General features: G+C 71.9%; 26 protein-coding genes. 10 read left to right on the top strand and 16 right to left on the bottom strand.

Annotated features, from left to right (window positions below; all coding sequences use genetic code 11):
- Positions 1–37: 37 nt before the first annotated feature.
- Complete coding sequence (locus tag ACVKXF_RS07890; protein WP_456795383.1) at positions 38–1,045, bottom strand: SLAC1 family transporter; 1,008 nt, start codon at positions 1,043–1,045, stop codon at positions 38–40.
- 79 nt (positions 1,046–1,124) lie between these two features.
- Here ACVKXF_RS07890 and ACVKXF_RS07885 point away from each other — a divergent pair, with 79 nt between their 5' ends.
- The gene (locus tag ACVKXF_RS07885; RefSeq protein WP_456795382.1) at positions 1,125–2,351 is read left to right on the top strand and encodes a cobalamin-independent methionine synthase II family protein; all 1,227 of its coding nucleotides are present in this window, start codon (positions 1,125–1,127) and stop codon (positions 2,349–2,351) included.
- A 101-nt stretch (positions 2,352–2,452) separates the two neighbouring features.
- Here the strand turns inward: ACVKXF_RS07885 and ACVKXF_RS07880 are convergent, their stop codons facing one another.
- Positions 2,453–3,415, bottom strand: a complete 963-nt coding sequence (locus tag ACVKXF_RS07880) for an SDR family NAD(P)-dependent oxidoreductase (RefSeq protein ID WP_456795381.1) — start codon at positions 3,413–3,415, stop codon at positions 2,453–2,455.
- A gap of 75 nt (positions 3,416–3,490) precedes the next feature.
- On the opposite strand from ACVKXF_RS07880, the gene ACVKXF_RS07875 reads away from it, so the two are divergent.
- Positions 3,491–3,754: a hypothetical protein gene (locus ACVKXF_RS07875; RefSeq protein ID WP_123312828.1), complete on the top strand. Its 264-nt coding sequence runs from the start codon at positions 3,491–3,493 to the stop codon at positions 3,752–3,754.
- Positions 3,755–3,783: 29 nt separating this feature from the next.
- Here the strand turns inward: ACVKXF_RS07875 and ACVKXF_RS07870 are convergent, their stop codons facing one another.
- A complete protein-coding gene (locus ACVKXF_RS07870) occupies positions 3,784–3,987 on the bottom strand; it encodes a hypothetical protein (RefSeq protein ID WP_456795380.1) in 204 nt (67 codons plus the stop codon).
- Between the two features lie 144 nt (positions 3,988–4,131).
- On the opposite strand from ACVKXF_RS07870, the gene ACVKXF_RS07865 reads away from it, so the two are divergent.
- Complete coding sequence (locus tag ACVKXF_RS07865) at positions 4,132–5,136, top strand: alpha/beta fold hydrolase (RefSeq protein WP_456795379.1); 1,005 nt, start codon at positions 4,132–4,134, stop codon at positions 5,134–5,136.
- Here ACVKXF_RS07865 and ACVKXF_RS07860 read toward each other — a convergent pair.
- Both ACVKXF_RS07860 and ACVKXF_RS07855 read right to left on the bottom strand, forming a co-directional pair.
- Positions 5,130–5,384 carry a DUF7218 family protein gene (locus ACVKXF_RS07860; protein WP_456795378.1) on the bottom strand — a complete coding sequence of 85 codons (255 nt, stop codon included), beginning with the start codon at positions 5,382–5,384 and terminating at the stop codon, positions 5,130–5,132. The genes ACVKXF_RS07865 and ACVKXF_RS07860 overlap by 7 nt on opposite strands.
- A 52-nt stretch (positions 5,385–5,436) precedes the next feature.
- Positions 5,437–5,775 carry a DUF3140 domain-containing protein gene (locus ACVKXF_RS07855; protein WP_123312832.1) on the bottom strand — a complete coding sequence of 113 codons (339 nt, stop codon included), beginning with the start codon at positions 5,773–5,775 and terminating at the stop codon, positions 5,437–5,439.
- 108 nt (positions 5,776–5,883) lie between these two features.
- Between ACVKXF_RS07855 and ACVKXF_RS07850 the strand changes: the two genes are divergently transcribed.
- From ACVKXF_RS07850 to ACVKXF_RS07840, 3 genes are all read left to right on the top strand, one after another.
- Positions 5,884–6,783: an SDR family oxidoreductase gene (locus ACVKXF_RS07850; protein WP_123312833.1), complete on the top strand. Its 900-nt coding sequence runs from the start codon at positions 5,884–5,886 to the stop codon at positions 6,781–6,783.
- Positions 6,784–6,883: 100 nt separating this feature from the next.
- Entirely contained in the window at positions 6,884–7,021 is a 138-nt protein-coding gene (locus ACVKXF_RS07845; protein WP_185021360.1) for a hypothetical protein, read from the top strand.
- A 42-nt stretch (positions 7,022–7,063) separates the two neighbouring features.
- Positions 7,064–8,029 carry a methyltransferase family protein gene (locus tag ACVKXF_RS07840; RefSeq protein ID WP_456795377.1) on the top strand — a complete coding sequence of 322 codons (966 nt, stop codon included), beginning with the start codon at positions 7,064–7,066 and terminating at the stop codon, positions 8,027–8,029.
- On the opposite strand, the gene ACVKXF_RS07835 is transcribed toward ACVKXF_RS07840, so the two are convergent.
- The 3 genes from ACVKXF_RS07835 to ACVKXF_RS07825 form a co-directional block, all read right to left on the bottom strand.
- Positions 8,010–8,426, bottom strand: a complete 417-nt coding sequence (locus ACVKXF_RS07835) for a VOC family protein (protein WP_396291035.1) — start codon at positions 8,424–8,426, stop codon at positions 8,010–8,012. The genes ACVKXF_RS07840 and ACVKXF_RS07835 overlap by 20 nt on opposite strands.
- A 149-nt stretch (positions 8,427–8,575) precedes the next feature.
- Complete coding sequence (locus ACVKXF_RS07830) at positions 8,576–9,163, bottom strand: DapH/DapD/GlmU-related protein (protein ID WP_456795376.1); 588 nt, start codon at positions 9,161–9,163, stop codon at positions 8,576–8,578.
- Between the two features lie 123 nt (positions 9,164–9,286).
- A complete protein-coding gene (locus ACVKXF_RS07825; RefSeq protein ID WP_123312837.1) occupies positions 9,287–10,222 on the bottom strand; it encodes an AraC family transcriptional regulator in 936 nt (311 codons plus the stop codon).
- 104 nt (positions 10,223–10,326) lie between these two features.
- Here ACVKXF_RS07825 and ACVKXF_RS07820 point away from each other — a divergent pair, with 104 nt between their 5' ends.
- The gene (locus tag ACVKXF_RS07820) at positions 10,327–10,659 is read left to right on the top strand and encodes a hypothetical protein (protein ID WP_123312838.1); all 333 of its coding nucleotides are present in this window, start codon (positions 10,327–10,329) and stop codon (positions 10,657–10,659) included.
- 23 nt (positions 10,660–10,682) lie between these two features.
- On the opposite strand, the gene ACVKXF_RS07815 is transcribed toward ACVKXF_RS07820, so the two are convergent.
- Positions 10,683–10,997 (bottom strand): hypothetical protein, encoded by a 315-nt coding sequence (locus tag ACVKXF_RS07815; RefSeq protein WP_340196523.1) that lies wholly within the window; start codon positions 10,995–10,997, stop codon positions 10,683–10,685.
- 207 nt (positions 10,998–11,204) lie between these two features.
- Between ACVKXF_RS07815 and ACVKXF_RS07810 the strand changes: the two genes are divergently transcribed.
- Entirely contained in the window at positions 11,205–12,041 is an 837-nt protein-coding gene (locus ACVKXF_RS07810) for an alpha/beta fold hydrolase (RefSeq protein WP_456795375.1), read from the top strand.
- 83 nt (positions 12,042–12,124) lie between these two features.
- Here ACVKXF_RS07810 and ACVKXF_RS07805 read toward each other — a convergent pair whose 3' ends face one another.
- From ACVKXF_RS07805 to ACVKXF_RS07775, 7 genes are read right to left on the bottom strand one after another with little or no spacing between them, the layout of a single operon-like run.
- Positions 12,125–13,741 (bottom strand): ATP-binding cassette domain-containing protein, encoded by a 1,617-nt coding sequence (locus ACVKXF_RS07805; RefSeq protein ID WP_456795374.1) that lies wholly within the window; start codon positions 13,739–13,741, stop codon positions 12,125–12,127.
- On the bottom strand, positions 13,738–14,634 hold the full coding sequence (locus tag ACVKXF_RS07800) for an ABC transporter permease (RefSeq protein ID WP_123292847.1): 897 nt from the start codon (positions 14,632–14,634) through the stop codon (positions 13,738–13,740). Before ACVKXF_RS07800 ends, ACVKXF_RS07805 begins: the two co-directional genes overlap by 4 nt.
- Positions 14,631–15,614 (bottom strand): ABC transporter permease, encoded by a 984-nt coding sequence (locus ACVKXF_RS07795; RefSeq protein ID WP_111085670.1) that lies wholly within the window; start codon positions 15,612–15,614, stop codon positions 14,631–14,633. Before ACVKXF_RS07795 ends, ACVKXF_RS07800 begins: the two co-directional genes overlap by 4 nt.
- The gene (locus tag ACVKXF_RS07790) at positions 15,611–17,173 is read right to left on the bottom strand and encodes an ABC transporter substrate-binding protein (protein WP_456795373.1); all 1,563 of its coding nucleotides are present in this window, start codon (positions 17,171–17,173) and stop codon (positions 15,611–15,613) included. The genes ACVKXF_RS07795 and ACVKXF_RS07790 overlap by 4 nt, the downstream gene beginning before the upstream one ends.
- Before the next feature lie 56 nt (positions 17,174–17,229).
- On the bottom strand, positions 17,230–18,552 hold the full coding sequence (locus ACVKXF_RS07785; protein ID WP_456795372.1) for an LLM class oxidoreductase: 1,323 nt from the start codon (positions 18,550–18,552) through the stop codon (positions 17,230–17,232).
- On the bottom strand, positions 18,549–19,925 hold the full coding sequence (locus ACVKXF_RS07780; RefSeq protein WP_123312846.1) for an LLM class flavin-dependent oxidoreductase: 1,377 nt from the start codon (positions 19,923–19,925) through the stop codon (positions 18,549–18,551). The genes ACVKXF_RS07785 and ACVKXF_RS07780 overlap by 4 nt, the downstream gene beginning before the upstream one ends.
- On the bottom strand, positions 19,922–20,962 hold the full coding sequence (locus ACVKXF_RS07775) for an LLM class flavin-dependent oxidoreductase (protein ID WP_456795371.1): 1,041 nt from the start codon (positions 20,960–20,962) through the stop codon (positions 19,922–19,924). Before ACVKXF_RS07775 ends, ACVKXF_RS07780 begins: the two co-directional genes overlap by 4 nt.
- 235 nt (positions 20,963–21,197) lie before the next feature.
- On the opposite strand from ACVKXF_RS07775, the gene ACVKXF_RS07770 reads away from it, so the two are divergent.
- Both ACVKXF_RS07770 and ACVKXF_RS07765 read left to right on the top strand, forming a co-directional pair.
- A complete protein-coding gene (locus ACVKXF_RS07770; RefSeq protein WP_456795370.1) occupies positions 21,198–22,205 on the top strand; it encodes a helix-turn-helix transcriptional regulator in 1,008 nt (335 codons plus the stop codon).
- 77 nt (positions 22,206–22,282) lie between these two features.
- Entirely contained in the window at positions 22,283–22,786 is a 504-nt protein-coding gene (locus tag ACVKXF_RS07765) for a hypothetical protein (RefSeq protein ID WP_456795369.1), read from the top strand.
- Positions 22,787–22,790 lie beyond the last annotated feature (4 nt).

The following is a 22,790-nucleotide window of genomic DNA, read 5'->3' as shown; positions in this document are numbered from 1 at the left end:
GTCGAGGATGTCGTTCCGTGTCTCGGGGCTTCGCGCGTCAGCTCGTCGCCGGTGCCGCGTCCTCGTCGTCGGCGGCGTGCAGCACCGACTCCGCCTGCCCGAGCAGGTGGCGCGCGGCCAGGTTCAGTGACCGCACCCCGACCACGGCGACGAGCAGGGTCAGCAGCACGAGCAGCACGGTCGTGGGCACCCAGGCCACCGGCAGGTCGAGCACCCGGAACCACTCGATCGCCGCCGTCGCGACCGCCGCCGCCGGGAACACGAAGGACCAGAACCCGAGCGAGAACCCCAGCCGGACGTACCGGGGCAGCAGGGCGAGCTGCACGAGGAGCATGAGGACGCCGAGCCCGGCGATCGCCTGCACGGGCAGGGTGAGGGCGTCGTCGGTGAGCGCGAACAGGGAAACGGTGGCCACCGCGGGCGGGGCCACGAGGATCGCCATGGTGGGGACGAGGGGGTCGGGCAGTGCCGGGCGGAACGACAGCCGGATGAGCAGCAGCCCGGTCATCACGCCCCAGAAGAACACGCCGACGCCGAAGCAGGCCCACGACGACCAGCCGGCTCCGACCTCGTGGGTGGCGACGGCGGCCACGAGGGCGGCGGCGACGGTCGGCAGCAGGTAGCCGCCGTGCACGGCCTCGAGGCTGAGGCGCCCCTCGAACCACGTGCTCAGCAACCACGCCGCGAACCCGGCGGCGACCGTCACCGCGAGCAGCACGAGGACCTGCCCGCCGAGCTCCCAGAAGCGAGCGAGGTCGACACCGAGGAGCATCGCGGTCGCGGGGACCAGCGCCGCGATCGGCCCCTGCGCGGGGTGGCGGAGCTGGTCGACCAGGCGTTCCTCGACGCGGACGCCCCGCAGGACGTGCGCGCCGAGCAACCACACCCACGCCACCGCCGCGACCGCCCAGAACACCTGTGGGACGACGGCCGGCAGTCCGAGCACGGGCGCTGCGTAGGACCAGGTCTCCGCGAAGCCGGCGAGGCCGAACGGTGCGGCGAGGGTGTTGAGCGGGATGCGGGAGGTCGGGCGCGCGCTGGGCATAGGGGTCCCATTCTCCCCGGACCGCGTCGCGTCGCGTAACGCCTCGCCCACCGTGACGCCCCCGTGGCACATTGGGCCCATGCCCTTCGAGAACACCGACCACGTCCAGGCCACCACCGCCGGTTCGCTTCCCCGCACGCCGGAGCTCATCGCCGCGAACGCCGCCCGACCCGTGGGCGCGGACGGCTTCACGCTCGAGACCACCGACGAGGTCCGTCAGCTGACGAGCGCGGCGGTCGACGACGTCGTCGCACGCCAGACCGCCCTCGGCATCACGCAGCCGGGCGACGGCGAGTTCGGCAAGGCGATGTCGAACGGCGTCGACTACGGCGCGTGGTGGGGCTACTCGTTCCAGCGGGTCAGCGGCCTCTCGCTCACCGAGGAGAACGTCTTCACGCAGGAGCCGGTCCGCTCGAGCCCGGGCAACGTGCAGCTCACGAGCTTCCCGGACCGCCGCGACTGGACGATCTTCCGCGACGCCTACACCGACCCGGAGTCGGGCATCGGCACCGGCAAGAACGCCACCGCGTTCCCCACCACGACCGGCCCGATCACCTACACCGGGCACGACGCCGCGCGCGCCGACGCCGCCAACCTCACGCACGCGGTCGCGGCCGCCGGCGCCGACAACGGGTTCATCACGGCGCTCTCCCCGGGCTCGGCAGCCCGGGTCGCGAACGAGTACTACGCGACGGACGAGGAGCACATCTGGGCCTGGGCCGACGCCCTGCGCGAGGAGTACCGGATCATCCTCGACGCCGGTCTCGTGCTGCAGATCGACGACCCGTCGATCGCCGAGAACTGGGACCAGATCAACCCCGAGCCGAGCCTGGAGGACTACCGCGCCTTCACCCGCATCCGCGTCGAGGCACTCAACCACGCGCTCAGGGGCCTCGACACCAGCCGCGTCCGCTTCCACCTGTGCTGGGGCTCCTGGCACGGCCCGCACACCACCGACATCGAACTCCGCCACATCGTCGACCTGATGCTCGACATCGATGCCGGCGCCTACTCGTTCGAGGCCGCGAACGCCCGCCACGAGCACGAGTGGACCGTCTGGCAGGACGTCACCCTGCCCGACGGCAAGGTCATCGTGCCGGGTGTCGTCGGCCACGCCACGAACGTCGTCGAGCACCCCGATCTCGTCGCGCAGCGCATCGAACGGTTCGCCTCGGTCGTCGGGCGCGAGCGCGTCATCGCCGGCACCGACTGCGGGCTCGGCGGCCGCATCCACCCGCAGATCGCCGCCGCCAAGCTCGAGTCCCTCGGCGAGGGTGCCCGGCGTGCGAGCGCGAAGCTCTTCTAGCCGCCCGTTCCTTCCCAGAACGGCTGCAGTACCTAGCGAGATCGGGCGTACTTGCCGAGAAGAACACGGCAGGTACGCCCGGTTTCGGAAGGTACGCCCGATTACCGGCGCGCGCGGCCGAGCACGACCGCGCCGACCGCCGCAGCCGCGCCGAGCCACACGATGGGGCGTGTGACGCGTCGCCGCTTGGCGACCCAACCGCCGTTCGTGGCGTTGTCGGCGTCCGCCGGGGCGTAGAGGTTGCCGTCGGTCGGCGCGGCCCTCCCGCGCAGCGCGAAGGTCTCGACCATGGGCTTCGTGATCTTGTGGAACAGGCCAGGGAACACGTACTGCAGCGGCACGAGCGACGCCTGGATCCGGCCGACGAAGCGGTACCGCTTCGGGTGCGTGGCGGCGGTGACGACGGCACGACCCGCGCGTTCGACCGACACCGTCGGCGGCAGCGGGTGCGAGTTCTTGCCGGTGTAGTTGGCGCCGTTCTGGTAGATCGGGGTGTCGATCGTCGACGGCAGCAGCGCGGTGAAGTGGATGCCGGTGCCGGCGAACTCGTCACCGAGGACGTCGATCAGGCCGAGCGCCGCGTGCTTGCTCGTCACGTAGGCCGACTGGTACGGCGCGGACAGCAGCGACTGGATCGAGCCGACGAGCACGTACGTGCCCTTCCCGCGCTGCTTCCAGTGCGGCAGCAGGTGGGTCACGGCGTTGAGGTGCCCGTACAGGTTGGTGTCGACGACGCGCTTGAAGGCCTCGGTGGGGGTCTGTTCGAACAGGCCGTATACGAACAGGGCGGCGTTGCCGACGAAGACGTCGATGCGGCCGTGCCGACTCGTCACCGTGCCGATGAGGTCCTTGACCTGGTGCTCGTCGGCGACGTCCGTGGGGATCGCCACCGCGTCGGCGCCGAGAGCCCGGCACTCCGCGGCGGCGGCCTCCAGGGAGTCGTGGCCGCGTGCGGCGAGCACGAGCGTCGCGCCCTGCCGGGCGAACTCGTGCGCCGCGGCCCTCCCGATGCCGCTCGATGCTCCGGTGACGACGACGATCTTCCCGCGGTACCGATGTCCCATGCGTCCTTGGTACGCGCCGCTGGTCCGTTCCCGCACAGACGCGCCGTACCCCTGCACCCGGTGCGAGGATGGAGCATGCGCAAGGACGACCTGACCGTCGACGAAGCCACGGTCATCGCCGAACACGCCCGGTCCGGTGCCCTCGAGCTGGACGACCCCGAGGTCCGCAGGGTCGTCGAGCAGGCGAACCGCGTGCTCGTCCGTGCACAGATGTGGGGCGAGGAGCGGAGCCCGAAGCTCCGTCGCCGCCGCCGCTTCATCGCGATCGGCGCACTCGTGATGGTGCTCGTCTGGGTCGCCGGACTGTTGGTGCCGCTCGCACTGCGGTTCGGGGTGTAGCCGGAGCCGACCTCGCGTCGCCGTTCGGCTCAGCGGCCGGTGCGGGCGTTGCGGGCGAGGAGCCAGAGGTACGTGCTGTGCCCGACGAGCGCCAGGCCGAAGAAGATCGCGGCGACGGCGTAGACGCGGTCGAGCTTGCCCTGCCCGATCACGAGCATCACGACGCAGAACGCCACGGCGATCGCGAGCACGCCGACCTGCACGGTCGACCAGATCCGTCGGAAGCGCGGCATGCCCGTCTCGTTCACCCGGCCATTCTCCCCCATGCCGGGCCTGCTGTGCGGTCAACCGACGTCGGCCCGCGGTACGACACGGACGTCGCACGCCGGTACCGTGCTCCGATGCGCGGCGGTCCGAGCCGGACCTAGCGTGCAGGCATGGACACGCACCACCCCACGGCCACCCCCACCAGCACCCCGGCCCGACCTGCACGCCGACGACGCCGCCGCCGCCCGTTGAGGATCATCGGGTTCTCGCTCGTCGGGCTCGTGGGCCTCGGCGCCCTGACGCTCGGCGGCACGGCCACCTACGACGCGATCGCGACCGCGGCGGAACGGGACGACATCCGCCCGTACGGCGAACTCGTCCCTGTCACCGGCGGTCGGCTCAACGTCGCCGTCACCGGGTCCGGGGCGTCGACCGTCGTGCTGCTGCCCGGCTTCGGCACGGCGTCCCCCGTCATCGACTTCGCCCCGCTCGTCGACCGGCTGCAGGACACCCACCGGGTGGTCGTGGTCGAGCCGCTCGGGTACGGCCTGAGCGACGGCACCGACCGACCACGGACCAGCGCGAACATCGTCGACGAGGTGCACCAGGCGCTGTCGACGCTCGGCATCGATCGGTACGTGCTCGCCGGGCACTCGGTCGCCGGGATCTACGCGCTCGAGTACACGAACGCGTACCCGGACGAGGTGCAGGCGTTCGTCGGCATCGACAGCAGTGTGCCGACGCAGCCCGGCATCGACGAGGCCGTCGGGTCCGGCCTGTTCCGCTTCGTGAAGACCACCGGCCTCGCCCGCGTGCTCACTGCCGTGTCCGGCGACGCGTACGCCGGGTTGCCCTACACCGATGCGCAGAAGGAGCAGATGACCCTGCTGTCACACCGCACCAGCATGCGCGCGACGTACCTGGACGAGTACGAGCACCTCGGCGCGAACTTCCGGCACGCCCGCAGCGTCGCGTTCCCCGCCGATCTGCCGGTCCGCCTGTTCGTCGTGGGCGACGACCCGGAGGTGCCGGGGTGGGAGCGTCTGCACCGTGAGCAGGCGGCGTCGGTGGCCGACGGTCAGGTCGTCCTGCTCGACGGCGGGCACTACCTGCACCACACGCACGCAGCGGAGATCGCCGAGGGCATCGACGCGGTCGCCGACCTCGGTCAGTGATCCCGGAGCGCCTCGACGAGCTCGGCCTTGCGCTTCGACGAGTACCCGGTCAGGCCGAGCTCCTTCGCCCGCTTCCGGAGGTCGGCGACGGTCCAGTCTTCGTAGGAGCCGGACTCGCCGCCCTTCTTCCCGACTGCCTTCTCGCCGCGGGCCGCTGCGGCGTTGCTGATCCGCGCGGCCTTCTCCTTGGAGTTGCCCTCCTTGCGGAGCTCCTCGTACATGTCCGGCTTCTTGAGTTGGTTCGGCATGGGACGTCACGGTACGCGCACCGGCCCGGCGTCGTTCCGAGCCGGCGGCGGCTCAGCGCTTCTCGGGGTCGTGACCCCAGTTCATCAGGGACCACCGCCACGGGGTGTCGTGCACGTCGCCGTCCGGCCGCTGCTCCGAGTGCCGGGCGACGTAGCCGATCACCTTCCGCATGTGGGCGTGGTCGTCGTCGGTCCGGTCCGCCTTGTGCTTCTCGAGGATCCGGATGACGTGCCGCCCGCTCTCGTGCCCGGTCGACTCGCCGCCCCCAGGGGGCTTCTGCCCGACGTGCTTCGACTCGTCGGTGTCGAGCCACTCGCGGAGCTCCGACGGGGTCATGTTCACCGCGTCGGCGAAGTCGCGCTCGGTCTGCTGGTCGTCGTCGTCGCTCATCCCCCGAGGCAACGCCCCGGCCCTGGACGAGTGCGCAGGACGGACGGCGCTCCGGCTTCCCCCAGCGCCGACGGGTTCGGTGGTCACGAGCCAGCAGGAAGGAACCCCATGCCCACCGACCAGTACGAACACGGCGACCCGCGCACCCGCTACCCCGATGTCCAGCCGGAGCCGCAGACCCAGGACGAGCCGGGCCTCCAGTCCGCCATGGACCCGGTCCCCGACCTGGGCGAGACGAGCTACCGGGGCACCGGTCGGCTCGCCGGCCGGAAGGCCCTGATCACCGGCGGTGACTCCGGCATCGGCGGCGCCGTCGCGATCGCGTTCGCCCGCGAAGGCGCCGACGTTGCGATCGCCTACCTGCCGGAGGAACAGTCCGACGCCGACCACGTCCTCGAGCAGATCCGTGCCACCGGACGCACCGCCGTCGCGATCCCCGGCGACCTGCGCGACAAGGCGTACGCGCAGGAGCTCGTCGACCAGGCGGTCGCCGGACTCGGCGGGCTCGACGCCCTCGTGAGCGTCGCCGGCAAGCAGCGGTGGCAGCCCGACGTGCTCGACATCACGGACGACCAGTTCGAGGCGACTTTCGACGTGAACGTCTTCGGGCTGTTCCGCCTCGTGAAGGCGGCACTGCCGCACCTGCAGCCCGGTGCGACGATCACCACGACGGCCTCGATGGAGGCGTACAAGCCGGCGCCCGACCGGCTCGACTACGCGGCGTCGAAGGGCGCGATCAACAACCTGTCGAAGGGGCTGTCCCAGCTGCTCGTCGAGCGCGGCATCCGCGTGAACGTCGTCGCTCCCGGGCCGACGTGGACGGTCCTCCAGCCGAGCGGCGGCGTCGACCCGTCGACGTTGCCGGAGTTCGGCAGCAGCGAGTCGCCGATGGGTCGCGCCGGGCAGCCGGCTGAACTCGCCCCGGCCTACGTCTTCCTGGCGTCGGACGAGTCGAGCTACGTCGTCGGCGAGACGCTCAACGTGAACGGCGGCATGGTCACGCCCTGACCGGCACCGCTCGCCGACGACACGGCAGCGGGTGGGAATGGATCGGACCCGCCCGCTGTCGGACTCTGCACCGATCACGAAGACCACGAAGGAGCACACCATGAGCCTCGAACCCCACAAGGGCGCAGCGATCGTCGACGAGCGCACCTGCACGCCGAAGCCCGTCCTGACCAAGCTGCACGACACCCGCACTCCGGCGTTCGGCCGGTGGCTCGGGCAGATCAACCGCCAGGACTGAGGCGCCGCCCGGCGCACCGCGTCGCCCTGCTAGCGTGCAGACGTGTTCCGGGGCCGGCTCTACTTCGCACTGCAGGCACTCGGTGGCGCTGTCTGGTGGATCACCGTCGCGACCGTCCCGGGCATCCGGACGCTCACCCTCGGCTCGCTCGACCCGGTCGCCGTTGCGGCCGTCGACGTCCCGCTGTTCGTGGTCGCGTCGGCGATCGCGGCGTCGTCGGCCAGTGCCCTCGGCCGGGCCGCCGCGATCGTCGCCACCAGCTGGACGGCGGTCGTCCTCGCGGCACTCGCCGTCTGGGCCACCGTCACCGGTGAGGCCGGCTGGGGAGTCCTGGTCATGACCGCGGCCACCGTCGGCTCCGGGCTGGCCCTCGCGCTCGTCCTGCTCGGCCGGGTGCCGACCGAGTGGCTGACGTCCGGTCCGCTGCGGTTCCGCACCGCCGACCCGGGTGCCGCGACGTCGCGGCACGTGGTCGCGACGACCGTGCAGATCGTCGTCTTCTGGGGACTCTTCCTCGGCGTGTTCCCCGTGGTCATCGCCGCGGCCGAGCACCGCTGGCGGCTGCACCAGGCGCTGCCCGAACCGGTCGTCGTCACGCTGCTCGTGATCGGGCTCGTCGTCCTCGCGCTCGCCAGCGCGCTCGGCATCGCGTCGGCGGCGGCGATGTCGACCAAGGGCGCGGGGACGCCGCTGCCGTCCGCCAGCGCGAACCGGCTGGTCGTCGCCGGCCCGTACCGGTCGGTCCGCAACCCGATGGCGCTCGCCGGCATCACGCAGGGCGTCGCCGTCGGCCTGCTGCTCGGGTCGTGGATGGTCGTCGTCTACGCGCTCGCCGGCTCGATCGTGTGGAACTGCGTCGTCCGACCGCTCGAGGAGGCCGACCTCGAGGTCCGCTTCGGCGACGACTTCCGCCGCTACGCCGCGCGCGTCCGGTGCTGGGTGCCGCGGTGGCCGATCGCCGCGAGCGTGGGCGGCGTGCCCGTCGCCGTCAGCTCGTCGACCCGCTGATGTTCACGAGCCACGTGACCCGGAACCGGTCGGTGAGCATCCCGAACGTGTCGCCCCACGGCGCCTTCGTCAGCGGTTCGATGATCGTCGCCCCGTCGGCGAGCCCGTTCCAGTAGCGGGTCAGCGCCTCGTCGTCGTCGCCGCTGAGCGACAGCGAGATGGTGCTCTCCGACGGCGTCTCCATGCCGGTCGGCGCGTCCGACGCCATCAGCAGCAGGCCGTTCTCGCCCTCGAGCTGCCCGTGCATGACCTTGTCGACGTCGGCCGGGTCCTGGCTCATGCCGGCCTCGCCGAAGGTGCCGATCGTGAGCTGGCCGTGGAACACCGAGTGGTAGAAGTCGAGGGCCTCGCGGGCTCCGGAGCGGAAGCCGAGGTACGGGTTGAGACGCACGGACATGGTGGACTCCTCACGACGGGCGGGCGTCGTCGCCCGCTGCGCGCCCATCGTCGCAGACGCGACGTGCCCGCGGAAGGGCACGTCGCCGTGGACGGGCGTGCGATGCGGCCTGGAGGCCCGTGGTGGGGCCGCCCAGCGCCTCCAGGCCGTCAGGCGGTCGCGGTGCGGTCCGTGGCCGGGTCCGCACCGGCCAGGTCGCGGATGCGCTTCGCCGGCACGCCGGCGTAGACGCCGTGCGCCAGCAGGCGCCCGGTGACGACCGCGCCGGCCGCGACGACCACGTCGTGCTCGATGTGCGCGCCGGGCAGGATCGTCGCCCGGCCGCCGATCCACACGCGGTCCTCGATGACGACCGGACGGCCGGTCGCGGTGTCGCTCCACCGGCCGTCGGCGTCGATCGCGTGGTGGCTCGTCATGATGAGGACCTGCATGCCGATCGCGGCGTTCGCACCGATGGTGACGGGGGCGATGGCCTCGATGGTCGTCCCGCGGTTGAAGTAGACGCCGCGCGCGACCGACAGGTTGCGCGGGTCGCCGGTCAGTGAGAACCCGGGACCGGGAGCCGACTCGGCACGGGCGCCTGCGGCGTTCAGCAGCAGCCGTCGCACCACCCGCGGCAGGAACGGCGAGCCGAGCAGGGCGGTGAGGAGGACGTGCTCCCGGGCGTGCGCGGCGTCCTCGCGGAGGCGTCGGGAGAACGTGGAGGGGACGGGGACGGGGACGGCTGGCGTGGCCATGCGGCCTCCTGGGTTCGACGGGGGGGGGTGCGATGTCGCACAGCCGAAACGTAGGCGCTGCCGGGCGACCCGACAACGGACACCGAGGCGGTTGCGTGATCCTTGCGGTAACGCCCCGGCCCGCTACTCCCGCGCCGCCAGCGCCGTCTGCCGCGGCAGCTCCCCGAACTCCTGCCGGTAGCTGCCGGCGAACCGGCCCAGGTGCGCGAACCCCGTCGCCCGGGCGATCTCGGCGACGCTGCGGTCGTCGCCGGCCTCGAGCTGCTCGCGGGCGAGCAGGAGCCGGATCCGGCGCAGGTACATCGTCGGCGTGATGCCGTGGTGCCGCTGGAACGCGGCCTGGACACCGCGCACGCTCAGGCCCGCGGCCTCGGCGACGTCGTTGACCGTGATCTGCTCGGTCGCGTGGTCGAGCAGGAACGTCTCGGCGCGGGCGAAGCGGGCGGTCGAGGCCATCACCGGCTCGTGCTGCCCCACCGGCCAGTGCGGGATCGCGGTCAGCAGCCCACCGGCGGCGAACCGGGCGAGCTCGCGCTCACGTTCCACCGGCACGTCGGCCGGGCCCTGCAGCACCTCCTGCGCGACCGACCGGACCATCAGCCACCACGCGGCCAGCGGCGCGCCCTCGGGTACGTGTCGCGGACGGAACTCGAGCGGACCCGGTGCCCAGTCGCCACGCTCGGCGGCGACCTGCTCGACGATCGTCCGGTCGATGCGCAGCACGTCGTGCTGGACGTCCACCCACCGGAACCGCTGGGGGTCCTGCCGGTAGAGCACCGGGCGGCCGACCTTGACGGGGTTGTCGTCGACGACCGCGGAGCCGGACTTCACCCAGACGATCATCATCGCCCGTCCGGGCTCGACCGCGCCGCTCAGGGTGCCCGTGCACCGCGTCGACTCGAGCGACAGCAGGGCGGTCCCCCGCACGCGTTCCTCGAAGGCGAACCCCTCGCCGGTGCCCTCGACGGTGAGGCCGTGGGTCACGTGGGTCACCGAGAGTGCCTCGGCCGCGACCGACGGCTCGTCTGTCCTGATCTGCCGCTGCGTGCGGTGCATCATCTCGGGCACAGGACGATCCTCGCGACATGTCGGCATCCGCGCAACGCACGACGCGCCGGGTTCCTCGGAAGACAGCCAGCAACCGCGCGTTTGACTGGTGGGCCATGAAGTACATCCAGTACGACCGCTCGACGATCCTGACCAGCGACGACGTCGCCGATGCCGTGATCGAGTACGCCGCGGCGCTCGCCGGCGGCAACCGAGCCGACGCCATCGCGATCCCGGCGGTGGCGGAGGACGGCACCATGACCACGACGAAGATGCTCATCGGCCCGTCGAGCGAGATCGTCGTCGCCGATGCGGACGAGGACGAGCTCGAGGTCGAGAACGGCGAGTTCGTCGCCCGTCTGCGTGCGGCAGCCGGCACGTTCGAGCACCCGGAGACGATCCACGCGGACACCCGCTCCGACCTGACGGGCGAAACGCCGGTCGCCTGACCGCAGCACGGTCGTCGCGACGCTCACCGGCCGAGGTCGGTCGGGAACCTGCTGGCGTCCACGGCGAGGACCGCCTCGGTCCGTCGGCGCATCTCCGCCAGGAAGGCCCCGCCCTCGGGCTCCAGGTCGTCGTCCGGCGCCGGCTCCAGGGCGACCGCCACCGCAGGAGCGAGGAGCAGCTCTACCGTGCTGGCCGCGCCGAACTCGTCGGTCGTCGGGACCGACACGACGTCGCTCAACCGGCTCTGGTGCAGCGCGGCCGCGTACCGGATCACCGCGTCGGCCACCGCGTCACCGGTCAGGACCCGGACGGCCCCCGCGTAGTTGACGTACTTCATCGGTGCTCCCTCGTGACGAGGGGCACCCGCCGCGGTGACGGTTCCCTGATCCTGCTGGACAGTAGGCCGTGGTCGCCGCGCGCGTCACAGACAGCGACGCCGGAGACGGCGCCGAGGGGTCTGTCCGCTCCGCGCTGTCGCTCGGGATCCCGCTGGTAGCAACGAGGTGCGTGCCGCCACCCGTGCGGCGCGGGAAGGAAGCGACTCTTGACCGAGATCACCGCCCACCACGGGCTCTTCAAGGACACGAACCTGCACGTCGACGACACCGGCGGTTCCGGCCGCACCGTCGTCCTGATCCACGGCTGGCCGCTGTCCGGCGAGTCCTGGAGCAAGCAGGTCCCGGCGTTCGTCGACGCCGGCCACCGCGTCGTCACCTACGACCGTCGCGGCTTCGGTCGCAGCGACAAGCCGAAGACCGGCTACGACTACGACCACCTCACCGAGGACCTGCACACGATCCTCACCGAGCTCGACCTGCAGGACGTCACCCTCGTCGGCTTCTCGATGGGCGGCGGCGAGGTCGCCCGCTACTTCTCGAAGTACGGCACCGAGCGGCTGCACAGCGTCGTCTTCGCCTCGGCCGTGCCGCCGTACCTGCTGCAGACGTCGGACAACCCGGACGGCCCGCTGCCGAAGGAGCAGGCGGCCGAGATGACCGCGAGCCTGACGAAGGACGAGGACGCGTTCTACGACCAGTTCACGACCGACTTCTTCTCGGTGGACGGCACCCTGGTCGTCTCCGAGGAGGACCGGCAGCAGGCCCTCACGCTCGCGAAGCAGGCGTCGAAGACCGCCGCGCTCGAGGCGATGGCGTCCTTCGCGAACACCGACTTCCGCGACGACCTGCCGAAGGTAACCGTGCCGACGCTCGTCATCCACGGTGACGGCGATGCGACCGTGCCGTTCGACGGCTCGGGTGCCCGCACGCACGCCGCGATCGCCGGCTCCGAGCTGCACGTCGTGGCCGGCGGCCCGCACGGCGTCAACGTCAGCCACCCGGACGAGTGGAACCGCGTGGTGCTGGAGTTCCTCGCGAAGTAGCGCGGAGACAGGGCGGACGGGAGGCCCGTGGCGGGTCCGCCACGGGTTCGCCGTCCGCCCTGTGCGCAGGTCCAGGGCCCCACTCAGGCCGCGGGAGCCACCAGACCGGCGCGCCGGCGCAGGTCGAGCGCGGCCGCGACGAGCTCGCGGGTGCGCGGGTGCGCGCCCGCGTCGAACAGCCGCTCCGCGGGGCCCACGTCGACGACACGACCGCCGTCGAAGACCGCGATGCGGTCGGCGACCCGGCGCACGACGGCGAGGTCGTGCGAGATGAACACGCAGGTCGTGCCGGTGGTGCGCTGCAGGTCGAGCACCAGGTCGAGGATCCGCGCCTGCACCGAGACGTCGAGCGCGGACGTGGGTTCGTCGCACACCACGAGCGGCACCGGTCCGGCGAACGCCCGGGCAATGGCGACGCGCTGCTTCTGCCCGCCGGACAGCTGGGCCGGCCGGCGGTCGAGGACGTCGGCGGGCAGCCCGACCCGCGCCGCGAGCTGCTCGGCGGTGCCGTCGCCGTGCAGCAGCAGGATCGCCCGTCCCAGCACCTGTCGGACCGTCCGCCGCGGGTTGAGCGAGGCGTCCGCGTTCTGGAACACGACCTGCACGGGTGGGGTGCCGGCCGGCGTCCGGTCGCCGGCGTCCAGCGCGATCGTGCCGTCGTGTCGGACCAGTCCGGCGAGGGCTCGGCCGAAGGTCGTCTTGCCAGAACCGGACTCCCCCACGACGCCCAGCACCTCACCGCGGCGCAGCTCGAGGTCGATGCCGTCGAGGGCGACCGCGCCGTCGTACTCCTTGCGGAGGCCCCTGATCGTCGCGAGCACGTCGTGCTGCGCGGTGTCGGCCGACGTGTCGGCCTTGCCCGCCGTTCCTGCCTTGCCCGTCGTGATGTCGGGCAGGGCGTCGACGAGCTGCTTCGTGTACGGCTCCGTGGGGTGGAGCAGCACCTGGGTCGCGGTGCCCTCCTCGACGAGCACCCCGTGGCGGAGCACCCCGACCCGTCCGCAGTGCGCCGCGACCAGCGGCAGGTTGTGGCTGATGAGCAGGGTCGCGAAGCCGATCTCGGTCCGGAGCTCGTCGATGAGCGCCATGATGCCCGCCTCGACCGTGCTGTCCAGGCCGGTCGTCGGTTCGTCGAGCACGAGCAGGCGCGGACGGGCCACCAGGGCCATCGCGATCGCGACGCGCTGCTGCTGACCGCCGGACAGCTCGTGCGGGTACCGGACCCCGATCGTCGTCGGCGACGGCAGCCCGACCCGGGTGAACGCCTCGATCGTCGCGGTGTCCGCAGCCGCGCGGCCGGAGCCCGTGGCGCGCAGGACCTCGGCGACCTGGCGTCCGACCGTCATCGTCGGGTTGAGGGCGAGGCCGGGTTCCTGGTGGACGACCGCCACGACGTCGCGCCGGAACCGCCGGAGGCGCTCACCGCGCAGGGACGCGACGTCGACGCCGTCGACGACCAGCGCCGACGACCCGACGGCGGCGTCCGGGCCGAGCGACGCCGTCAGCGTGCCGGCCACGGTGCTCTTGCCGGAGCCGGACTCGCCCACGAGCCCGTACGAGCCACCGGGCTCGATCACGAACGCGACGTCGTCGACCACCCGGGTGCCGCGGTACGACACGGTGAGCCCCTCGACGCGGACCAGTGCGTCGGTCGTGCCGGTGGTCCGGGGCTGCTCGCTCGTGCCGGTCTGCTCGGTCACTCGGAGACCTCCTTGAGGTTGTCGGCGATCAGGTTCGCGGACACGACGATCGACGCCACGGCGACGCCCGGGAACACGACCGTCCACCACGCGGCCTGTAGGTAGGCGCGGTTCGCGTTGATGTCGAGCCCCCAGTCGGCGGCCGGTGGTTGCGAACCGAGCCCGAGGAACGACAGCGACGCGGTGATGAAGATCGCGGCACCGAGGCTCAGGACCGCCTGGATCACGAAGACCCCGATCACGTTCGGCAGCAACTCGGTGACCATCGCCCGGACGGCGCTCTCGCCCTGCAGCCGTGCGGCCTGGACGTAGGACTTGCCCATCTCGACGAGCACCGCGGCCCGGACGATCCGCGCGATGCCCGGCGCGAAGAGCACGCCGACGATGAGGACGAGCGCGGGCGTCGACACCCCGAACGCTCCGACGAGCACGACCAGGAAGATCAGGCTGGGCAACGCGAGCAGCACGTCGAAGAACCGCATCAGGGCGGTGTCGACCCAGCCGCGGTGGTAGCCGGCGAGCAGGCCCAGGGTGCCGCCGACGACGGTCGCCAGCGCCGCGCCGAACGGGCCGATGACGAGCGCCGGCCGGGCCCCGGCGGCGACGCGGGCGAAGACGTCACGGCCGAGCGAGTCGGTGCCGAACCAGTGCGCAGCGCTCGGCGCCTGCAGGAGCTCGCCGGTGCGGGCGAAGGGCTGCAGGCCGAGCAGGTGCCAGCCCACGGCCAGGACGACCCACCAGAGCAGGATCGCCACGGAGACCAGGAACGTGGGACGCCGGAGGAGTCCGCGCCACCCGCGGCGGGTGACCCGTACGGTGCCCGTGGTGGTCGACGCCGACGGACGACCGGCGAGGGCGTCGGTCTCGACGGCACCGGGGACGACGGCGGTCATGCGGTGGCCGCCCGTTCGAAGCGGATCCGGGGATCGACCACCACGAACAGCAGGTCTGTGAGCAGGAGCGCGCCGAGCGAGAGCGCCCCGGCGAGCATCACCCCGCTCTCGAGCAGCAGGGCGTCCTTGCGTTCGGCGGCCGACACGAGCAGCGCGCCGAGGCCCGGGTAGGAGAACAGGGTCTCGACGATGACGCTGCCGCCGAGCAGGGTGCCGAGGTAGATGCCGAGCACCGAGAACGTCGGGATGAGCGCGTTGCGGACGACGTGCCGGCGGACGACCTGGCCGGTGGTCAGGCCCTTGAGCACGGCGGTGCGGTGGAACTGCGACCGGATCGTCTCGATCGTCCCCGCACGCACCATCCGGGTCAGGACGGCGAGGTACGCCAGGGCGAGCACCACGGCGGGCAGCGTGAGCACCCGGAGCCGCTCGCCGAACCCGGCGTCGAGCGCACCGGACGCCTGCACCGGCACCACCCGCAGCCAGACCGCGAAGACGAGCAGCAGCACGATCCCGACGACGAACTCCGGCACCGCCGAGATCGTCAGCAGCCCGACCGTGACGGCACGGTCGGAGCGGCGACCCTGCCGGTACGCCTGCACGGCGCCGAGCGTGATCGCGACCGGCACCATGATGACGAACGCGTACGCGCCGAGCAGCAGGGAGTTGCCGAGACGGCCGAGCACCAGGTCGCGGACCGGCTCGGAGTAGACGAAGCTCGTGCCCCAGTCCCCCGTGACGAACCCGCCGATCCAGTGCAGGTACCGGCTGACGAGGGACCCGTCGAGCCCGTGGTCGACGTTCCACGCGCGCACCTGCGCCGCCGTCGCGTACTGCCCGAGGGCGTTCCGGCCCGGGTCCCCCGGCACGACCTGGACGAGCCAGAACGTCAGGACGGAGACCACGACCAGGACGAGCGGGATCTGGACGACCCGTTGCCCGACCAGGGTCAGCAGACGACGGCGGCGCGCGGTGCTCATGACGCGGTGACCCCGATGCCCCGGAAGTCGAACCCGCCCGGGAAGTCCTGCCCCGACCGGAAGGTGCCCGTGACGCGCTTCTGCAGCAGGATGCTGCTCGACGCGAACGCGGGGACGATCACGGGCAGGTCGGTCCACTCGATCTCGGCGATCTGGTTCGCCAGGTCCTGCCGCTCCGACTCGTCGGTCGTCGACTCGTACCGGTCGGTCAGCTGCTCGAGCTCCGGGCTCGAGTACTTCGAGGCGTTCCAGACGGCGCCGTCGCGGTAGATCAGGTCGACGTACTGCGCGGGCAGGCGCTGCGCCCAGTTGGTGATCGTCACCGGGGCGTTCAGCCACGGGGTGTCGTCGCCGTCGGCGTAGTACTGCGCGCTCGTCAGCACCTTGAGGGTGACGTCGAACCCGCCGACCGCCTCGAGCTGCTGCTGCACCACCTGGGCGAGGGCCTTCTCGGCGTCGAGCGTCGTGATCTCGAAGGAGACCGTCTTGCCGCCGAGCAGGTCCGCGACCTTCGCCTTGTCCTGCTCGCGCTGCTCGAGTCCCTTCGGCTGGATCGCCGAACTCGGGAAGAACGTGGTGTCGTTGCCGACCTCGGCGGCTCCGCCGTAGACCGTCTTGACGATCTCCTCGCGGTCGAGCGCGAGGGCGAAGGCCTCACGGACCTTCGGGTCGTCGAAGGGCGCCTTGGTGACGTCGAGGAAGATGCCGTCGAACTTGTTGAAGTACGGCTCGGTCTCGGTGTAGTCCGAGGCCCGCAGCGTCGACGTCGCAGTGGGGCTGGCGGCGATCTGGTCGATCTCCCCGCTCTGGAACGCGAGCAGCTGGGCCTGGTCGTCGGCGTAGAACTTCACGTCGACCTGCTGCAGCTCCACGTCCTTCGCGTCCCAGTAGTCCGGGTTCTTCGTGAACGTGGCGCCCTGGCCGGCCGAGTACTTCGTCAGCACGAACTGTCCGGCGCCGACGGGCTGCTTGGCCCAGTTCGCGCCGGCGTCGAAGCCGGCCGGCTGGATGGTCGTGTTCGAGCCCGTGAGCAGGTAGGGGAAGTCGGCGTACGGCTTGGCGAGCGTGAAGTCGACGGTCGAGGCACCGTCGGCGGCGACCGACTGCAGGATGCCGTCGAAGCTCGACTTGCCGGGCGACTGGCTGTCCTTGCCGATGATCGAGTCGAACGTCGCGACGACGTCCTTGCTCGTGAGCGCGGCACCGTCGGAGAACTGCAGGTCGTCGCGGAGCTGCACCGTCCAGGTGCGTCCGTCGGACGACGCCTTCCACGAGTCGGCCAGACGCCCCTCGAGCTTGCCCTTCGCGTCCTGGCTGAGCAGGCCCTCGGACGCCAACCCCACGATGAACATCGCGTTGTAGTCCGAGGTGGTGAGCGGGTTGATCGTGCTGTCGGGCTCCTGGAGCCCAAGCGTGTAGGTGCCGGTGTCCGAGGACGATCCGGGCGAGGCGTCGCCGCCGGACGAGCACGCGGCGAGCGTGAGGGCGAGGGCGGACGCGGTGGCCGCGAGGGCGAGGCGCTTGAGGCGACGCCGCCGCGACGTGAGGTCGACGGTCACGGATGACTCCTAGGGGTTCGGGTTGCAGGGGTGCGGTGCAGGGAGCGGTGGAGCGGTCAGCGGTGCGCGCGGTCCGGCACCCGGGGGTGTCCGAAGCGCTCGCGCAGGGTGAGGTCGTCGTACGCCGTCGCGGTCCGGCCGCGGCGCTGCAGTTCCGGGACGACGTGGTCGACGAACCGGTCGATCCCGCCGGGCAGGTACGGGAACTGCACGATGAAGCCGTCGGCGCCACCGTCGTCGGCGAGCTCCTCGAACCGGTCGGCGATCTCCGGACCGGTGCCCGTCAGCAGGCTCCGGCGGTACGACCACGCGTAGACGTCGCGGGGCGTCGCCGGGCCGTCGGCGAGCAGCCGTTCGACCGCGGGCTTCGGCGAGCGGGTCTCGTTCGAGGTGTCGAACTCCTCGGCGTAGTCGAACGGCACGTCGACGTCGCGGCCGGACAGGTCCTGCCCGATCTGGTGCGACACGTCCTCGAGGATGAGGGCGTCCGGCGTCAGGGCGAGGATCGCGTCCGCCTCGGCTCGGGCGTCGGCGGCGGTCTCCCCCACGACCGGCATCACCGACGGCATGATCTTCACCGCGTCGGCGGAGCGGCCGTGCCGGACGGCGCGGGCGCGCAGGTCGTCGACGAAGCGTCGGACGTCCGCGGCGGAGCCACCACGGGTGAACACCGCGTCGGCCGTGTCCGCGGCGAGTTCCAGCCCGGACTCGGACCCGCCGGCCTGGAACAGCAGCGGGTGGCCCTGCGGCGGCCGCGCGATGTTGAGCGGCCCGCGCACCCGGAAGAACTCGCCCTCGTGGTCGAGACGGTGCAGGCCGTCGCGGCGCGCGAAGACCCCGGACGCCGGGTCGGCGACGATCGCGTCGTCGTCCCAGCTGTCCAGCAGACCGTTGACGACGTCGACGAACTCGCGACCGCGCTCGTACCGCCGGGAGTGGTCGATGTGGGCGTCACCGCCGAAGTTGCGGGCCTCTTCGTCGTAACGACTCGTGACGAGGTTCCACGCGGCTCGCCCACCGCTGAGGTGGTCGAGCGAGGCGAGGGTCCTGGCCACGTGGTACGGCTCGTTGTACGTCGTCGACACGGTCGCGGCGAGGCCGATCCGCGACGTCACCTGGGACAGCGCGGCGAGCAGCGTGAACGGTTCGGGCCGCAGCGCACCGTAGTGGTCGACGCCCGACGGGTACCGGTCCCAGAAGTACAGGCCGTCGGCGAGGAAGAGCGTGTCGAACACCCCGCGCTCGGCGGTCTGCGCGATGTGCCGGTGGTGCCGGATGCTCAGGTGCTCGGCGGGACGCGAGGACGGGTGCCGCCACCCGGTGACGTGCGCGCCTCCCGGGTGGAAGGCGAAGGCGCCCAGCAGGATGCGGTCGCTCATGCGGACGCCTCCTGGTCGACTGTCGCTGGCGCGGGCACGGCTGCCGAACCGTCGTACCGGCTCGCCGGTCGCGCCAGCCCGAGGTGCTCCCGCAGGGTGTCGCCGCGGTACGCGCGGTCGTACACGCCACGACGTTCGAGCTCCGGCACCACCTGGTCGACGAACCGGTCGACGCTCACCGGGATCGACGAGAACGCGAGCATGTAGCCGTCGGCGGCGTCCTGCGCGTAGCGCTCGGTCAGCCAGTCGGCGATCTGCTCGGGCGTGCCCGGCAGGAACCGACGGCGCAGGATCGTCCGGTAGACCTCGCGCAGCGTGGTGGCCTCGGCAGCGATGCGGCGGATCGACTCGTAGACGGACTTCGACTGGTTGATCGCCGTCTCGTCGAAGACGTGCTCGAACGGTGCGTCGAGCGGCCGGTCGGACAGGTCGGTCTGCAGGTAGTGGGACAGCAGGTCGAGCGAGACGCGGTCCGGTGTCAGCTCCTCGATCTCGTCGAGCTGCCGCAGCGCGTCGGCCTCGGTGTCGCCGATCACCGGCGACACCGCCGGCAGGATCAGCATCGACGACGCGTCACGTCCGTGCTCGACGGCGCGGCGCTTGTAGTCGGCGTACAGGGCCTGTGCGTCGGCGAGGTCGTCCTGCCAGAGGGTGAAGACGCCCTCGGCCTTCGCACCGGCCAGCGCACGGCCGGCCTCGGATGCCCCGGCCTGGAACAGCACCGGGTGGGCCTGCGGCGGCCGGGCGATGTTGAGCGGCCCGCGTACGCGGAAGAACTCGCCCTCGTGGTCGAGCACGTGCAGTCCGTCGCGCTTCGCGAAGTACCCGGACTCCTGGTCGTACAGGAACGCGTCGTCGTCCCAGCTGTCCCAGAGGCCCTGCACGACGTCGACGAACTCGGCACCCCGGCGGTAGCGGACGGCGTGGTCGAGGTTCGCGTCGCGACCGAAGTTCCAGGCCTCTTCGTCCGAGGCGCTCGTCACGAGGTTCCAGGCGGCCCGGCCCTCGCTCAGGTGGTCGATCGACGCCAGCTTCCGAGCCACGTGGTACGGCTCGTTGTAGGTGGTCGAGACCGTCGCGGCGAGCCCGATGTGCTCGGTCCGCTGCGACAGGGCACCGAGCAGGGTGAAGGGCTCGGTGCGGATGTTCACGGCGTGGTCGATGCCCGACGCGAAGCGGTCCCAGACGTACAGCTCGTCGGCGATGAACAGCGTCGCGAACCCACCGCGCTCGAGCGTCTGCGCGAACCGCACGTAGTACTCGACGTCCAGGTAGGCGTCCGGTTCGCTGCCCGGCAGGCGCCAGCTCGTGACGTGCTCGCCGCCGGGGTAGAAGACCATCCCGCCGAGCACCAGGCCGCCGTCGCGGGTCATGCCGTCACCGCCTCGTGGGCCAGGACGGCGCCGAGCTGCGGGGCCACCTGTTCGGCGAACAGCGCGAGGGCGTCCGTCCGTGCACCGACGTCGGAGTAGCCGTCGTCGACCTGCACGTTGAGCTGCGTCGCGTACCGGGAGTACGGCTTCGACGCGATCGACTCGGCGATGTCGTCGGCCGTGCCGTAGTGCAGGTTGAGCGACGCGGCCATCTCGGCCAGGGTCGTCGCCGGCGGCAGGAACGACTCGCCCCACGCGTACTTCGCCTCGATGCCCGCACGCGCCTCGCGCAGCGCGGTCTCGCGGTCCGGCGCCGGGTAGATCGCCGTCGAGAGCGCGACGCGGGGAACAGCGCCGTCCGGCAGTGCGGCGTGGTAGGCGTCCGCGGTGACCTCGGCCGGCACGGTCTGCGTGGTGCCGATCAGCACTCCGTGCCCCCGACGGGCGGCGATCGCGGCGCTCTCGGCGCTGAGCGTGGCGTCCCAGATCCGGTCGAGCAGCCCGCTGCCGTCCGGGTTCAGGCGTGCGGTCCCCGTGCCGAGTGACGCACCACGCAGCGCGTCGAGCAGCCGTGCGAGCTGCTCGTCGAACGCGGCACGACGGGTGTCGTGGTCGGCCCCGACCAGACCGGGCGCGAAGACGTCGAGGGTCTCCGGGCCGCCACCGTTCGCGACGCCGAGTTCCACGCGTCCGTCGCTGATCGCGTCGAGGACGGCAGCGTCCTCCGCGACCCGGACCGGGTCCTCGTGCGGCAGCGTGACCGCTCCGAGCCCGAGGCGCAGGGTGGACGTCCGCTCGGCGAGGGCCGCGAAGAACACGAACGGTGACGGGAGTCCGCCGCGCGCCGGTGCGTCGTCGTGTCGGAAGTGGAACTGGCGGACCCAGGCCCCGTCGTACCCGAGGCGTTCCGCCGCGGTGAACAGCTCGAGCTCCTCGCGGTAGGCCCGGGTCGCCGGCGGCGCCTCGGTGCCGTGCGAGAACACCGCGATCCGCAACGGCACCGTGGCCGCGCGGGCGGTGCGTTCGACGTGCGTCATGCAACACTCCCTCGTCAGTGGAGCGATGCAAACACGAGCGAGCGACGCGCACGAGCGTCGACGTAACGGGACGCAGTGATTCGTCACAGAACGTAGGAGAGAGCGCACCGCTCGGGACAGGAGCATGATCACCGCCCTTGTGCCCGGAGCAGGACGGACGTAGCTTTGCGGCAGCTGCCCCGGACCCCGGTCGCCGGAACTCCTGTGTTCCTCGAGACGATCAGGGATATTCACCGTGCCGCAGCAATTCGTCGACGAGACGTCATCCGCGAACACCCGCGAGCGCACCACCGTGACCGCGGTCGCACCGGTCCGCCTGGAAGCCTCGGCGTCCTCGCCCGAACAGGCGCTCGAGCAGTTGCCGGGCCTCGTCACGGGCACCGCCTGGCAGACCCGTCCGACCACCGGGGCGTACTCGTTCCGGTACCTCGCCGTCGGTGACGGCAACGTGACGCTCCGCCGGTCGCAGATGCGCGGGTACGTCCGCGGCACCGTGGCTCCCGACGACGCGTACGTCGTCGTCCTGGTGCTCGGCGGCGTCGTCACGCTCGATCTCCTGCGCGGCGGCGGACCGGTCGACAACGGCGCACCCACGCTGATGCCGACCGAACGACACGCCGTGGTCGAGGCGCGCAACCACGATGCCGTGATGGTGCACCTCGACCGTTCCTTCGTCCGGACCGTCGCCGAGGAGCGCCACGGTCTGCCCGCTGGCGGCCTGCACCTCGACGAACACGCCGTCCCCACCGCGGACGCCGTCGTGCGCTGGCGGCACGTCCTCGAGTCCGCTCGTCGCGTCCTCGCGGAACACGGCGTGGCCTCCAGCGCGTGGTCGGACGCCACCAGGGCCGTCGCCGTGGCCTTCCTCGCCCTGTACCCGCCGAAGGCCGCCGGGCCGTCGAGCGCCCTGTGGGCCCCGCGGAACGCCCGGATTCGGCGAGCGGTCGACCACGTGCACGAGCACGCGGCGGAACCGATCGCCGTGTCGGACCTCGCCGCCGTGTCGGGCTTGAGCGTCCGTGCCGTGCAGGAGTCGTTCCAGCGGCTGTTCGGGATGCCGCCCTCGACCTACGTCCGGTCCGTGCGTCTCCAGCGCGTCCGAGGCGACCTGCTGCGGCTCGACTCGACGTCCACCTCGGTGAGCGAAGTCGCCCGCCGCTGGGGCTTCGCGCACCTCGGCCGGTTCTCGGCGGAGTACACGAGCCGCTACGGCGAGTACCCGAAGGCCACGCTGCACCGGTGATGGTCGGATCGCCACACCGCCCGGCCGTCGCGGGCGCCTGGGTCGCCGCGCACCCGTGCTCGCCTACCGTCACGTCCATGTCCACGCGAACGAAGACCGCCACGGCGCTGTTCGGTGCCGCCACCCTCGCACTGCTGCTCACCGCCTGCGACCCGGGCGGCGCACAGAACCCGAACCCCGTCGGGCAGCTGCCCGGTTCCGAGGAGAAGTCGCAGGCGGCCGAGTGCGACCTCGCCTCGGGTGCCGCGGTCGACCTGATCGCGGACGCCGTCGGCCCGGACGACACGATCACCGCCGCCAACATCCAGAAGGGCGACGGCGGCTGGTACATCGGTGCGACGATCATGCCGAAGGGCGACGACGACACGAACGAGGACGACGAGGAGGACGCCGTGTCGGTCTGGGCGAGCACCGCCGACCCGACCGCAGACGACTTCGACGGCCCGCTCTACGCCGTCAACGACACCGCGCAGGACGCGGTGTCGGACACCGCCGCGACCGCCGCGCCGAGTTCGTTCAGTGACGACTCGCAGCTGGCGCAGCAGGTCGAGAACTGCGTCGACGGCGAGACCGACGGCTGACGCC

The sequence above is a fragment of the Curtobacterium sp. PvP017 genome, from assembly GCF_054060195.1.
This window is presented reverse-complemented; position numbering and strand designations above follow the sequence as displayed.

Coding starts and splice junctions, on each gene's coding strand:
- ACVKXF_RS07890 (WP_456795383.1), bottom strand. CDS start 1,045: ATGCCCAGCGCGCGCCCGACCTCCCGCATCCCGCTCAACACCCTCGCC.
- ACVKXF_RS07885 (WP_456795382.1), top strand. CDS start 1,125: ATGCCCTTCGAGAACACCGACCACGTCCAGGCCACCACCGCCGGTTCG.
- ACVKXF_RS07880 (WP_456795381.1), bottom strand. CDS start 3,415: ATGGGACATCGGTACCGCGGGAAGATCGTCGTCGTCACCGGAGCATCG.
- ACVKXF_RS07875 (WP_123312828.1), top strand. CDS start 3,491: ATGCGCAAGGACGACCTGACCGTCGACGAAGCCACGGTCATCGCCGAA.
- ACVKXF_RS07870 (WP_456795380.1), bottom strand. CDS start 3,987: ATGCCGCGCTTCCGACGGATCTGGTCGACCGTGCAGGTCGGCGTGCTC.
- ACVKXF_RS07865 (WP_456795379.1), top strand. CDS start 4,132: ATGGACACGCACCACCCCACGGCCACCCCCACCAGCACCCCGGCCCGA.
- ACVKXF_RS07860 (WP_456795378.1), bottom strand. CDS start 5,384: ATGCCGAACCAACTCAAGAAGCCGGACATGTACGAGGAGCTCCGCAAG.
- ACVKXF_RS07855 (WP_123312832.1), bottom strand. CDS start 5,775: ATGAGCGACGACGACGACCAGCAGACCGAGCGCGACTTCGCCGACGCG.
- ACVKXF_RS07850 (WP_123312833.1), top strand. CDS start 5,884: ATGCCCACCGACCAGTACGAACACGGCGACCCGCGCACCCGCTACCCC.
- ACVKXF_RS07845 (WP_185021360.1), top strand. CDS start 6,884: ATGAGCCTCGAACCCCACAAGGGCGCAGCGATCGTCGACGAGCGCACC.
- ACVKXF_RS07835 (WP_396291035.1), bottom strand. CDS start 8,426: ATGTCCGTGCGTCTCAACCCGTACCTCGGCTTCCGCTCCGGAGCCCGC.
- ACVKXF_RS07830 (WP_456795376.1), bottom strand. CDS start 9,163: ATGGCCACGCCAGCCGTCCCCGTCCCCGTCCCCTCCACGTTCTCCCGA.
- ACVKXF_RS07825 (WP_123312837.1), bottom strand. CDS start 10,222: ATGATGCACCGCACGCAGCGGCAGATCAGGACAGACGAGCCGTCGGTC.
- ACVKXF_RS07820 (WP_123312838.1), top strand. CDS start 10,327: ATGAAGTACATCCAGTACGACCGCTCGACGATCCTGACCAGCGACGAC.
- ACVKXF_RS07815 (WP_340196523.1), bottom strand. CDS start 10,997: ATGAAGTACGTCAACTACGCGGGGGCCGTCCGGGTCCTGACCGGTGAC.
- ACVKXF_RS07800 (WP_123292847.1), bottom strand. CDS start 14,634: ATGACCGCCGTCGTCCCCGGTGCCGTCGAGACCGACGCCCTCGCCGGT.
- ACVKXF_RS07795 (WP_111085670.1), bottom strand. CDS start 15,614: ATGAGCACCGCGCGCCGCCGTCGTCTGCTGACCCTGGTCGGGCAACGG.
- ACVKXF_RS07785 (WP_456795372.1), bottom strand. CDS start 18,552: ATGAGCGACCGCATCCTGCTGGGCGCCTTCGCCTTCCACCCGGGAGGC.
- ACVKXF_RS07780 (WP_123312846.1), bottom strand. CDS start 19,925: ATGACCCGCGACGGCGGCCTGGTGCTCGGCGGGATGGTCTTCTACCCC.
- ACVKXF_RS07775 (WP_456795371.1), bottom strand. CDS start 20,962: ATGACGCACGTCGAACGCACCGCCCGCGCGGCCACGGTGCCGTTGCGG.
- ACVKXF_RS07765 (WP_456795369.1), top strand. CDS start 22,283: ATGTCCACGCGAACGAAGACCGCCACGGCGCTGTTCGGTGCCGCCACC.